At 38.5% G+C, this 13,056-nt stretch carries 13 protein-coding genes; 3 read left to right on the top strand and 10 right to left on the bottom strand.

Annotation, left to right across the window (positions count from 1 at the left end):
- The first annotated feature begins 64 nt into the window (after positions 1–64).
- Both FCJ93_RS15120 and FCJ93_RS15125 read left to right on the top strand, forming a co-directional pair.
- Positions 65–1,201, top strand: a complete 1,137-nt coding sequence (locus FCJ93_RS15120; RefSeq protein WP_095306152.1) for a DUF2515 domain-containing protein — start codon at positions 65–67, stop codon at positions 1,199–1,201.
- A complete protein-coding gene (locus FCJ93_RS15125; RefSeq protein WP_235879500.1) occupies positions 1,128–1,583 on the top strand; it encodes a CBO0543 family protein in 456 nt (151 codons plus the stop codon). Before FCJ93_RS15120 ends, FCJ93_RS15125 begins: the two co-directional genes overlap by 74 nt.
- On the opposite strand, the gene FCJ93_RS15130 is transcribed toward FCJ93_RS15125, so the two are convergent.
- The 4 genes from FCJ93_RS15130 to FCJ93_RS15145 all read right to left on the bottom strand — a co-directional run bounded on the left by FCJ93_RS15130 (position 1,580) and on the right by FCJ93_RS15145 (position 6,090).
- Complete coding sequence (locus FCJ93_RS15130; RefSeq protein ID WP_095306153.1) at positions 1,580–2,437, bottom strand: hydroxymethylglutaryl-CoA lyase; 858 nt, start codon at positions 2,435–2,437, stop codon at positions 1,580–1,582. The genes FCJ93_RS15125 and FCJ93_RS15130 overlap by 4 nt on opposite strands.
- 58 nt (positions 2,438–2,495) lie before the next feature.
- The gene (locus FCJ93_RS15135; protein WP_137744064.1) at positions 2,496–3,866 is read right to left on the bottom strand and encodes an aldehyde dehydrogenase; all 1,371 of its coding nucleotides are present in this window, start codon (positions 3,864–3,866) and stop codon (positions 2,496–2,498) included.
- A 266-nt stretch (positions 3,867–4,132) separates the two neighbouring features.
- Positions 4,133–4,903, bottom strand: coding sequence for a 3-hydroxyacyl-CoA dehydrogenase (locus tag FCJ93_RS15140; RefSeq protein ID WP_095306155.1), 771 nt, complete (start codon positions 4,901–4,903; stop codon positions 4,133–4,135).
- Positions 4,904–4,941: 38 nt separating this feature from the next.
- Positions 4,942–6,090, bottom strand: a complete 1,149-nt coding sequence (locus FCJ93_RS15145) for a thiolase family protein (protein WP_137744065.1) — start codon at positions 6,088–6,090, stop codon at positions 4,942–4,944.
- A gap of 238 nt (positions 6,091–6,328) precedes the next feature.
- On the opposite strand from FCJ93_RS15145, the gene FCJ93_RS15150 reads away from it, so the two are divergent.
- A complete protein-coding gene (locus FCJ93_RS15150; protein WP_137744066.1) occupies positions 6,329–7,792 on the top strand; it encodes a sensor domain-containing diguanylate cyclase in 1,464 nt (487 codons plus the stop codon).
- 26 nt (positions 7,793–7,818) lie between these two features.
- On the opposite strand, the gene FCJ93_RS15155 is transcribed toward FCJ93_RS15150, so the two are convergent.
- From FCJ93_RS15155 to FCJ93_RS15180, 6 genes are all read right to left on the bottom strand, one after another.
- Positions 7,819–8,067, bottom strand: coding sequence for a hypothetical protein (locus FCJ93_RS15155; RefSeq protein WP_095306158.1), 249 nt, complete (start codon positions 8,065–8,067; stop codon positions 7,819–7,821).
- Positions 8,068–8,143: 76 nt separating this feature from the next.
- The gene (locus FCJ93_RS15160; protein ID WP_095306159.1) at positions 8,144–8,743 is read right to left on the bottom strand and encodes a response regulator transcription factor; all 600 of its coding nucleotides are present in this window, start codon (positions 8,741–8,743) and stop codon (positions 8,144–8,146) included.
- A complete protein-coding gene (locus FCJ93_RS15165) occupies positions 8,740–9,873 on the bottom strand; it encodes a sensor histidine kinase (protein ID WP_095306160.1) in 1,134 nt (377 codons plus the stop codon). Before FCJ93_RS15165 ends, FCJ93_RS15160 begins: the two co-directional genes overlap by 4 nt.
- Positions 9,874–9,964: 91 nt before the next feature.
- Positions 9,965–10,990, bottom strand: coding sequence for a fatty acid desaturase (locus FCJ93_RS15170; RefSeq protein ID WP_095306161.1), 1,026 nt, complete (start codon positions 10,988–10,990; stop codon positions 9,965–9,967).
- Between the two features lie 155 nt (positions 10,991–11,145).
- Positions 11,146–12,288 (bottom strand): glycoside hydrolase family 13 protein, encoded by a 1,143-nt coding sequence (locus FCJ93_RS15175; RefSeq protein ID WP_170211321.1) that lies wholly within the window; start codon positions 12,286–12,288, stop codon positions 11,146–11,148.
- 10 nt (positions 12,289–12,298) lie between these two features.
- Positions 12,299–12,997 carry an alpha-amylase family glycosyl hydrolase gene (locus tag FCJ93_RS15180; RefSeq protein WP_137744068.1) on the bottom strand — a complete coding sequence of 233 codons (699 nt, stop codon included), beginning with the start codon at positions 12,995–12,997 and terminating at the stop codon, positions 12,299–12,301.
- Positions 12,998–13,056 lie beyond the last annotated feature (59 nt).

Genomic DNA, 13,056 nt, shown 5'->3' on the forward strand with positions numbered 1-13,056 from the left:
TTCGCACACTGTTCTGAACATTCGCCTCAATCTGCAGCCAAAATAAAGGAGGAGTTGAAATAATTTGGGAAAGCTCTTCAAAAACGAACCTAGCTCCCTTCCACAATCTTTAAAGCGCATTAAGAAAGAACTGCGGGCAAAATCGAAAAAATTCCCGCAGACTCCTTCTTTAAACGAAAAGAAAATCATTGAAAAAATTCAACTTCAAACACAAGAACTGAATGTAAATAATGTGACTAGAACAAAGGCCTATCTAGACTTCTATTTAAAACATCCTGAAATCCATTGGGCTTTTTTAGGACATATGGTTTCCAGAAATGGAGGCTGGAATATGACTGATTTAAAAGGAGGGCTTCTAACTAGGCTGCTTTCTCGTACGGAAGCATTAAATTTCTTCAATTTTTTAGAAAGAGGCAATTGGCTAATCTTTCAAGATGCCTATCCGCAGTTTCTACTATATGAGGAAAGCTTAAGAAGTGGTAAAAATCTCTTTTATTTACTACCTTTTTTTCATGTTTCTCAATTTATGGAAACCATCTGGAATGACTTTTGGTACTACCATGATCCTTCCATTTTAACAATATCGTTAGTTATTAATGAGCAAAGCTATTTAGAAAAAAGAGTGATTCATCATCCAACCTTCAAAAAAGAGGTGTTTGATTCATTGGAATTTATGCTACAGGACATCCTGTCCATGAATCATATTCTTTTCCCCTTCACGTCTTCAGGTCGCGTCCAACTCATCGGGGAAACACTTCATCATTTTCAAAGCTTGCATGAACGCATTCTCTTAGGAAAAAGACTTTATAAAATCTTATACGCTGACCAAAAGCGACTGCAGCAAGTGCTACAATGGGCTAAACAAACACCTCATACTGGCTCAAGGAAGGATTATTGGCCAAATATTTTTAACTCGATTGAGGAGGTTGTCCCCGGCACTGAGCTAAAAAGGCGATTAAAAGGCTGCCAATTAACCCCGGGGGCATACCGCTTTTATAGTCCTTATTTAACTGTTGCATGGAAAAATCAAACACACGAAGCTGCTGAATTAGGAGATTGGTATAAAAGCTGGAAAGTCGTCTACTATTTATTAGATGATCAAAAAACTGAAAATGGAGAGATCGAAAATGACTACTGTAAAAGCCTTGAAAGACTTGAACTCGCCGCCATCGCCAAAAAAGCGGTTTCACTTCTCGGTTAGTATTTTAGCAACGATTCTATTAGCTACCTTAATTGGCACCTATTTAGATTTATTTTTTACAGGCATAGGGTTATACACATTCCCAATTCGACCTTTTTCATCTATCTTTACAATCAATATATTATTTACACTAATAGTTCTTCCACTTTTTACTACATTATTCATTCTTATTTCTTTAAAGCTACATAAATGGCTAAAAGGGATGTTCATTATCACGGTCAGCACCTTAATGGCTGCCCTTGAAAAGTTTGCAGAGTCTATCGGCTTTTTTACTCATCATGACATTTGGCAGCACTATTACTCTTTTTATGGTTATACAATTTATTTAATTTTTGTGCTTCTATTCCATCATCTATTAGACAAGCAAATTAATGACAATTAACGGCTTGAAAGGCTTTTGGCAAACGAACTTAATTGCTTAAGCAGATCGACATTTAAGTTCGTTTCACAGCCCATTTTTTCCAACATATTTACTAATTCTTCCGTCGCCACATTGCCTGTAGCTCCTGGTGAAAATGGGCAGCCGCCTAGTCCTCCGATCGAACTATCGAATTTCGTAATCCCTGCCTGTAATGCTGCAATGACATTAGCCAATGCCATTTTTTCTGTATCATGAAAATGAGCCACAAAGCTTGTTTCTTGAAATAACTCCTGGAGCTTTAAAAAACGTTCATACACTAATCTCGGATTTGCTTGACCATTTGTATCCCCAATATCTATTTCATCGACACCAAATTTTATCAATGATTCACAAACATTTCGCACTTGCTCTAATGAAACGGCCCCTTCATATGGACAAAAGAAAGCCATTGAAACATAGCCCCTAACAAACATTCCCGCTTTTTTAGCGCGCTCAATCAAGCGCTTATACTCTGTTAACGAATCATTAATGGAACGATTAATGTTCTTGCGATTAAAAGTCTCACTCGCCCCTATAAAAACAGCAATTTGCGGAACATGAACAAAGATCGCGCGCTCAAGTGCTTTCATATTTGGTGTCAAAGCAAGATAGGTCAATCCAAGCTCCTGTGAAAATCGAGCGATTTCCTCCGCATCGCTCATTTGTGGAACCCATTTTGGATGAACAAATGACGCCGTTTCAATTCTAGAAAAGCCGCAATCTGCTAACCTTCTAATTAATTGTTTCTTTTTCGCGCTTGAAATCGGAATCGGTTCATTTTGCAAACCGTCACGGGGACCGACTTCAATAATTTCCACCTCTTTTGGTACATACAATGGATACCCCTCCTTAAACTAGAAAAGTCCAGCTATTACAATGTATGCACCAAGTTCACTATTTAAAAACCATCTTTATATATTTTAAGCCATTCTTAAAATTAGGGTAACGCAGTGGAATGTCAAATAAAGTCGTTTGCTTTAATATACTCTTATCATGGGAGAAAGTATTAAAACTTCCCTTTCCGTGATAGGCTCCTATACCGCTGTTTCCAACTCCGCCAAACGGAAGATATGGGTTTGCAATATGATAAACCGTATCATTAATACAACCTCCCCCGAAAGAGACTTGTTCAAGAAGCCGATTTTGAACATCGCTGCTCTCAGTGAATAAGTAGAAAGCAAGTGGTTTTGGGCGGCTCCTTATTTCCTCTACTGCTTCTGATAACTGACGATACTCCAGAACAGGAAGAATTGGTCCGAAAATCTCATCCTCCATCACAGAATAATCCCATGTAATATCAGTCAGAACAGTTGGAGCAATCATTAATTTCTCCTCTGACGATTTTCCCCCATAGAAAATTTCTCCTTCCGCTAAAAATGATCGGAGCCGGTTAAAATGCTGCTCGCTCACGATTTTCGTATAATGTAAATTTTCCAACGGCTCCTGACCATAAAGCTCGTTCACCGCTCTTTTTAAATGCGCCAAAAACTCATCCTTCACTTTTTTATCTACATATACATAATCTGGAGCGATACAGGTTTGACCCGCATTCATAAACTTCCCCCATGCAATCCTTTTTGCGGCAAGCTTTAAATTGGCATCCACGTGGACGATACATGGGCTTTTACCCCCTAGTTCTAATGTGACTGGCGTCAAATGTTGAGCTGCGCTTTCCATAATAATCTTGCCAACTTGGACGCTCCCAGTAAAAAAGATATAATCGAAGTTTTCTTTTAAAAGAGCTTCACTCGTCTCCTTCCCTCCTTCGACAACGGCAATGTATTCCTCCGGAAAATGGCTGTTTATTAATTCAGCCAACACTAATGAAGTTCTTGGCGTGAGCTCTGACGGCTTTATAACGGCACAATTTCCTGCTGCAATAGCCCCGATTAGCGGAGCAACAGCCAACTGAAAGGGATAATTCCACGGAGCAATTATAAAGGCTACACCATATGGTTCAGGATAAATATAGCTTTTAGCACCAATATGGGTGAGCGGTGTTTTCACCTTTTTAGGTTTTGCCCAGGAACGAATATTTTTCAAAGTATAGCGGATTTCTTCTAAAACAATGCCGATCTCAGTTGAATACGCATCAAATTCAGATTTATTTAAATCTTCTTTTAAGCTTTGAATAAGCCTTTTCTCGCCTTCTCGAATAACTTGATTGAGTTTTTGCAAAGCCTTTATTCGAAAAGCTAGATTCTTTGTTGCGCCTGTTTGAAAATAATTTCTTTGTTTTGATAGTAATTCAGAATAATTTAACATTTCATTAATTCTCCTAATACTTTTATTATCATCGTCATCTTCATAATGATATTACCAAATAATTGACCATTTCATGCGCAAAACTTCTTGCAACAAAAAAATTGTGGAGGAGCGTCCATATCGTAAGTGTATTCGGACATACGTGCAACACAAGCATACCGCTCAGCTCCTAAATAAGAATAAAAGACAATCAAGATGGCAATATTCGTCATCTGATTGTCTCTTTTCGTTTATTGCGAAAAATGATTGTGACAAAGCCTGAAGCCTTACTTTGGCTGCATTCGGATCGCTCCGTCAAGCCGAATCGTATCACCATTAATCATCGGGTTCTCGATAATGCTTGTTGCAAGCATGGCAAACTCTGCAGGATATCCTAACCTTGATGGAAATGGAACCATTGCCCCAAGCGCTTCTCTTGCTTCAGCTGGCAGGGATGCAAATAAAGGAGTATCAATTAAACCTGGAGCGATGCTGACATTACGAATGCCATACTTAGCTAACTCCCTTGCAATCGGTAGGGTCATCCCGACAATTCCACCTTTAGAGGCGCTGTAGGCAGCTTGACCAATCTGCCCTTCAAAAGCAGCTACAGAAGCAGTATTAATGATTACTCCCCTCTCGCCTTCCTCATTTGGCAGATTGGCACTCATCCTCTCTGCAGCTAAACGAAGCACATTAAAGGCTCCAATTAAATTCACATGAATCACTTTCGTAAACGTTGATAAATCGTGCGGCCCTTTATTTCCCAATACTTTTTTCGCAAGCCCGATACCTGCGCAATTAATGACCACATGGATGTTTCCGAACTTTTCCTCCGTTTTATTTAAAGCTTCAAGTACTTGCTCTTCATCGGTCACATCTGTCTCTATGTAAAGAGCCTTATCCGGACCAAGCTTCTCTACCAGTGCTTTGCCTTTATCACCTGCTATATCCAAGATTGATGCAACGCCTCCACCTTCGATAATTCTTGTGACAGTAGCTTCTCCTAATCCAGAAGCCCCGCCTGTTACGATTGCGACCATATTATTCAGTTTCATAAAACATTACTCCCCCCATTCGAGCCTGCATCTTACTCTTAGCATCGTTCTATAATGGTTGCATTCGCCATGCCTCCACCTTCACAAACTGCCTGCAAACCAAAGCGACCACCACTTCGTTCCAACTCATTCATCAACGTGATCATTAGTCTTGCTCCGCTTGCTCCAAGTGGATGACCTAACGCAATCGCACCTCCGTTTGGATTTAGCTTCTTTTGATCTGCTCCTAATTCTTTTAACCAAATGAGCGGCACTGGTGCAAATGCCTCATTCACTTCATAAGTATTGATGTCCTCAATGGATAACCCAGCTTTTTTGAGCACCATTTTTGTTGCTTCAATCGGACCTGTCAACATTAACGTAGGGTCGGAGCCGACAACAGTGCGAGCAACTACTTTACATTTTGGTTTAAGTCCCAGATCATTTGCTTTTTCTCTGGACATTAATAGCAGCACTGCCGCTCCATCACTCATTTGACTGGAATTCCCAGCGTGAATTTTGCCATTTACCTTAAATACAGGCTTAAGTGAAGCCAGTTTTTCAAGAGACGTGTCCCTTCTCGGACCTTCATCAAGGTCCACTAACTGTTTTGTTCCATCATCAAGCGTCACTTCTAATGGCATAATTTCATCGCGAAAAAATCCCTCACCTTGCGCACTCACTGCTCTTTGATGACTTTCCAGAGCGAATTCATCAAGCTCCTGACGACTTAAATTCCATTTATCTGCAATTCGCTCAGCCGAGTGGCCTTGATGAATCATTTCGTACCGCGAAGTTAACATCGAACTCCAAACAGATTCCTTTCTCGTTGAATTCATTGGTACCCGTGTCATACTTTCCACACCGCCGGCAATAACAATGTCCATGTCTCCACTTAAAATAGCTTGTGAAGCGAAATGAACAGCCTGCTGTCCGGAACCGCATTGTCTATCAATCGTTGTGCCCGGTACTTCAACAGGAAAACCTGCCATAAGAGCAGCTGTACGAGCTATGTTTACAGCTTGTTCTTCCACTTGTGACACGCAACCTAAAATAACGTCGTCGACCAAATTTGTGGGTATACCAGCTCGTTTGATTACTTCCTGCAAAACCAGGGCGGCGAGTTCATCAGGCCGTATATTTTTTAGCGCACCATTTCTTTTTCCAATTGGCGTTCTTACTGCCTCAACAATGACTACTTCTCTCATGAATATCCCCCTTATTTACTACTAACGAATGATCAGCTCCCACTTGAATTTTATTCAACAGCACTACTTTTAGTATAGCACGATTAATTGAAATTTTCTGTAAATTAACTAAATAGTAAAATTTATTAATGCACAAAAGTGAAAAGACCGTCTGGACAACAATATTTCAAAAAAGATTTCATTCTATTCTGTATATGCTAAAATATTGTAAGACTGCGAAAAAAGGATTGATAAACTCTTGCAAAATTCATTAAACAAATTACAGCGTTTCATCGCGATACACAGAAAGAAAGCGCCACTTGATTTTATTCACGAAAATAGCAGCCAGCTATTAAAAAGACTACATGTTATATCGATCGTCCTTACAATCCTTTTCATTTATTATTTTTTCGCAGATTTTGTCATGCTCAATCATTTGGAAAATAAGCTGTTCCGCTCCAATCTTATCGTGATTCATCTGCTAAGTTTATTGATTTCAATTGTATATATATGCATTTACCGACTGGTAAAAAATAAACAAACTTTCATAAGCTCTAGAAAGGCAAATGTATTAATTAATACTTACATTTCAATGTATTTACTACTCGGTGTGGCAAGCTCTTTAAACAGCCAAAACTTAAGCGGCAATATCGATGCTTATATAACAATCGTTATCGGAGTTGCCGTTTTATTTCAAGTTCAGCCCATGACACTCACTGCCATTTTATTGTTCTCACACAGTCTATTTTATATCGGACTCTATTACACCGTGCAAGATTTACCCAGTTTAGTTACAAAGCAAATCAATTCAACTGCAACCGTAATCGTTGCTCTCATCATTGGAATCATCTTCTACACAAATAAAAAGAGAGACTATTTTCATCAAGAAAATTTCGCAAAGCTATTTGAAATTAACCCTTATCCTCTTATTCTTTCAAAAATTGAAGACGGAGAACTATTAAAAATGAATCATCGTGCCTCTAAATTTTATGGAATTAATAAAAAAGATCTGAAACAAATGCGTGCTAAGGAATTTTATAAAAATCAACAACAAAGGCAAGCGATTATAGAAGAACTCAAGAAAACCGGTTTTATAAAAAATCAAGTCATCGAGCAAAAAACGGCAAATGGAAACTATAGATGGGTTCAACTAAACTATGAACTAATTGACTATAAAGGAGAGGAATGTATTCTCGCAGGTGTAACCGATGTTACAGATTTAAAGGAAATGGAAGCGGAGCTGGTCCAACATGCCTCCATTGATCCATTAACAGGGATTCAAAACCGAAGAAGCGGAATTCAGCTACTGAAAATGTTATTAATGGAGAGTGAAAGAATAAAAGATACCTTTGTTCTTTGTTTTATCGATGTAAATAATTTAAAAATCGTCAATGATCGCTTTGGGCATGCAGAGGGAGATCGATTACTAAAAACGGTGTGTCATGTCATTAAGGAATCACTTGAGGATGATGACCTTTTTTTTCGCTATGGAGGCGATGAATTTATAATCGTATTTAAAGGAGCGGAGCTGGACGATGTAAAAAAACGCTGGAGCATAATCGTAAAGCAGCTGGCTGAAACATCACCAACACTTTATGAAATCTCTGTTAGCCACGGCTTATTTCAATATGAACCGAACAGTGCGATCACCCTTGAAAACATGATTAAAAAGGCTGATGAAAGTATGTATAAAGAAAAGCGATTAATAAAAAATCTGATTTAAAAAAGGAGGGAAACCCCTCCTTCTTTCTAGCCAATCTCTTCACCTGTTTGTACATCATGTATGAATTGTCTTTTATTAGCGATCTGCGTAAGCTCTGTTCTTTTAAGCAGATAATGAAGGTGTTGAAGCGGCATAGAGCCGTGTCCCTTTCCATCACCTAATATAAACTGTACCGTTTGTCCACTTATATTAGTGATTGTTAATGCTCTAGCTGAGTTATAATATCCCATAATTTCCTTTGAAATTTGAAACTTTGTTCCGACTTCAATTGCCATACACACTACTCCTTTTTAAAGTAGTATGCCCTTCACAAAGATAATTTCATACATTTTCCATACTTGTTATGAATTGTTATTTAAACCAACCTTTTTCTTTAAAATGGGTTATCGCTTCGATTCTGTTTTTTACATCTAATTTATCGAGAATCGTCGAAATATAATTACGAACGGTACCGGTTTTTATACTGAGCTCCTCGGCAATTTCTTTTGTATTCCTTCCATCTGCAACCAGCTCAAGAACTTCTAACTCCCGATCAGTAAGGGGATTTTCACCAGCATAAATGTCATCCATCAGTTCTGGAGCGTATACCCTTCTCCCAGACATGACATCGCGAATTGACTTTGCTAGTTCTTCACTCGGACTATCCTTAAGCAAATACCCTTTAACTCCAGCTTTTAACGCTCGCTGAAAATAACCTGATCGGGCAAAAGTCGTAAGGATCATTATATTGCAATCAAGTCCTTTCATTTCTTCAGCAGCTTCTAATCCACTTTTCTCAGGCATTTCAATATCCATTAAACAAATATCTGGTTTCAATTGATGGACGAGCTGAATAGCCTCTTCTCCATTTGTCGCTTTCCCAACAATCTCGATATCTTCCTCCAGGTTAAGCAAGGAGCCTAATGCCCCAAGAAGCATACGTTGATCCTCGGCAATGACAATCCTGATCATGTTCTAATTCCCTCCCTTATATTTTTTATGTTCGGCACAGTCATGATAATCATAGTTCCATTTCTCGTAAGTATTTCTAAACTCCCGTTCACAAATTCTAACCGTTCTCTAATTCCCAAAAGGCCGCTGCCTTTATCATCATCAATCCGTTCTTGTATTCCGATGCCGTTGTCTGACACCTCAATTCGAATGTCGTTAATGGATTGTGAGATATAAATTTTACATGTAGAAGCTTTACTGTGTTTGACAACATTTGTAACAATTTCCTTCAAACACATGCTTAATATATTTTCTAAAAAGAGCGAAACATTTGTTAAAGGCTCTTTTTGTTCTATCACGAGCTGAATTCCTGCTGCGTCCAACAATCTTCGCACTTCCATCAGTTCATCCCTTAGACGAATTCCCCTCATCGAGGACACCATTTTCCGTACCTCATTTAAAGCCTGACGAGAGGTTTGCTGAATATCTTTTAATTCAGCTCTCGCTTGTTCAGGATCTTTATAGACAAGCTTTCTCGCTAAATCGGATTTCAAACCAATTAAAGAAAGCCTTTGTCCCAAAGTATCATGAAGGTCTCGAGCGATGCGTTGCCGCTCCTCTTGTTTCACCAGTTCGGCTATTCTCTTGTTTGCATCCTCCAGTTGTTCTTCCAGCTTTCCCTGTTTCTTTTTATTGTAAAGATTAAAAGGCAGTAAAATAACGCTAATCCAAATAATGATCACAAATGGAAGCTGCTCGAGAAACAGACTCTTTTGCATGACTAAATTATAATTAATGGCAATAGTGGTACAAACTAGATGAATGATATATAAAGTTAGAAATGCGATTCGATTCCGTATATTCCCATTATAATAGGCAATATAAAAGGCAAAGTAGATGAAATCAAATAATATCGTCATTGTCATCGATATGCTAATTAAAATGACCGTCCAAACATAAACTGGCCATTTTTTAGATAAAAAAGCAAAGCGATACGAAATGAAAAATGTTGCCGTTAACAAAAGTCCAACGATAATTTCAATTGTTGAAGATGATTGAAAAATAAAGTAAAACGGCAAGATGCTTATAATCGTCCATATATAAGGGGAAATCCCTGAAAATTTTTGTTTGAGCATTTGCTTATTGATCATAAATCGTCCTCAGTTTTTATGACTTTCTCCAAATTTTATCATATTTCAAATAGAAAATAGTCGTTCTATTTCTAGAACGACTCACCATTTTTCATAATTCTGGTGAAACTCTTGCTTTACTTGCTTTTTTTGCTTTTAATTCCTTAAAGCCTATAAACTTTTTTTCTGTTTCGTCCCAAAGATGGAATTTAATTGATTCAATGCTTGTAGCTAATGTCACCGTTGGAACGTTTTGCAGAGGTGGTGTGTTTTCATGTGCCTGTTCAAGCTTATAATTTGGAATACGCGGGCTTAAATGGTGAACATGGTGGTAACCAATATTACCTGTGAACCATTGCAATGCCTTTGGAAGCTTGTAAAAAGAACTCCCTTCAACTGCCGCTCGAACATATTCCCAGTTCTCATCTTCCTCAAAATAAGAATCCTCGAATGTGTGCTGGACATAAAACAACCAAATTCCCGCTGCGCCTGAAACCATGAAAATCGTTCCTTGAATGAGGAGGAATGACTGCCAGCCAAGAGTAAAAGATAGCAAAACAACTAGCCCCACAATCGCTACGTTCGTTACATACGTATTGATTCGCTCTTTTTTACGTGCCCCTTTACGGTTAAAGCGGTTTTCAATTAAGAATTTATAAATCGGACCTAAAACAAACATCACAAACGGATTACGATACAAGCGATATTTCATTTTTGTCCATCTGTCTGCCTCTAAATATTCATCAACCGTTAACATCCATATATCGCCTGTACCACGCTTATCTAAATTTGAACTTGTAGCATGATGTACAGAATGGTCATGCTGCCATTGACGATAAGGGAATAATGTTAATATTCCAGTAATCGTTCCTAGAATATCATTCGCTTTGCGGTTTTTGAAAAAAGAGTAGTGACAGCAATCATGGAAGATGATGAACACTCTCACTAAAAAACCTGCAGCGATTACTGACAAAATAACGGTTAACACATATGAAATGGATAAGGATTGATAAGCTAGTATCCACAATAAAAAGAATGGCAAAATTGTATTCCCAATCTGAAGGATACTATTTTTTGTGGTGGATTTTTCAAATGGAGCCATTTGTTTTCGAAGACTTCTTTGCTTTTCTTTTATCATGCACTTGCATCCCTTCGTCATTTGTTTTTTTTAATCATAACAAAGGCTATAAATTATACTAGACATAGTTGTCATGGTGCATACATGATAAATGTCATACTCAATCCATTTTTTACGAAAAAAATCCTTCACTCAGCAATAGAGCGAAGGACTAGCTACAGCTTTTTCCCTAAAAAACAAACTGTATTCGGTTTCATCATATATTCATCACTGACATCTCTATTTTGTAATAAATCGACGTATGGAGTAGCGATTTCAAATTGAAAAGGGGTATCGGAGCGGTTTACACCCACAATTACTTTTTCTAAACCATTATATCTTTGAAAAAGATACACCTGCTCTTTTGCATAAAGCGTTTTATATTGGCCTTCTTTAAAGACATCCCATTGCTTACGAATTGTTCCTAATCTTTCGTACCAATGTTGCAATGTCTTTTCTTCTTTCCCCCACGGAAAGCAGCGGCGATTAAAGGGGTCCTCATAGCCTTCCAAACCTGCTTCATCGCCATAATAAATGCACGGTACACCCGGTAACGTCATTTGGATTAGACTGGCCATTTTTAACAAACGAATTGCTTCCTGACGCTCGCTCGCTGACATTTTCATTTGCGCCTGCAGTTCCCGCGGTAATTCTTGAACATTCTTCTCGCCCAATGCCGTTAAAATTCTTTTTGTATCATGTGTGCCAAGCATGTTCATCAAACAATGAACAACACAGGAAGGATAATGTTGCAATATAGTGGTTACAACTTCATGAAGCTTTTCAGCATCACCGTTTCGTACAAATTGGATAATTCCATTCATAAAAGGATAATTCATAATGCTGTCCATTTGTTCCCCCAATAAATAGCGACGACGCTTTCCATAGGATATTTTATAGGAAGCGTCTTCCCAAACTTCACCAATTAACAGTGTGTCTTGTTCATAACTTTTGGCTGCTCTGCGAAAAGCCTCGATAAAGGAATCAGGCAATTCATCTAGCACATCAAGCCTCCATCCTGATGCCCCAAGCTGTAACCATTTCCGTGCAATTCCCTCCATCCCCGTAATAAATTGCAGAAAATCAGGATCTTCCTCATTAACGGCTGGTAAAGTATCAATTCCCCACCAGCTCTCATATTTGTCTGGATATTCAATAAAGGTATACCACGAGAAATATGGTGATTCTTTCGATTGAAATGCCCCAACACTATCGAAGGTTCCCTTCTTATTAAAATAGACGCTATCGGAGCCGGTATGATTAAACACACCATCCAAAACAATTCGAATCCCCCGTTTTCTTCCTTCTTTACAAAGCAAGTGAAATTCCTCAATAGAACCAAACATCGAATCGATTTTTGGTATAATCTCCCGTATCATATTTATGATTGGAGTAGGCTTCGAAAATGGGACTTAAATAGATGCACGTTACCCCTAATTGTTCAAGATAATCCAATTTTCCTAGTATCCCCTTCAAGTTTCCGCCAAAAAAATCATTGTTGACAATCTCTCCCTCCTCATTTGGCATATACACAGGGATACCACCCCAATCCTCGCGAAAGACGATATTCTCCTTCGGTGTTGAAACTCCTGCCCGTGCAAAACGATCTACAAAAATATGATAAATAATGCCACCTTTTATCCAATTAGGTGTTGTAAAATGGCGATCATACACGATTAGCGGCCAAGACGGGGGCTCATGATTGGCAACAACGACTGACACCCCTTCTTTTCCAACATAAAAAGTTTGCGATAATGTCTCTAGTTGAAAGTAATACCAGTTCAATCCTCGCTTATTCACCTTAATCGTTTTTGTATAGACGTCCTGCCCACGCTTTATTCCGCTCCAGTCCATTTTCAGATATTCGTAACAATTTTCCTCATCGTCAATCCATACTAGCGTCGCTTTCCTTATCGATTGAACTCTAGAGATTTCTATTTCAAACTCAATCATTGTATCGGCTGGAACAGCACCGGCCGGATAGCGAAAATTGCCTTCGGTAAAACGGGAACGGATTTGTTCCTTCACACTGACAGCTCCTTTTTTCCTTGCTTTATATTTCTACTCAATGACCTTCTTAATTTTAA

This window comes from Robertmurraya siralis (genome assembly GCF_005502275.1).
In the GTDB taxonomy this organism is placed as follows: domain Bacteria; phylum Bacillota; class Bacilli; order Bacillales; family Cytobacillaceae; genus Robertmurraya; species Robertmurraya siralis.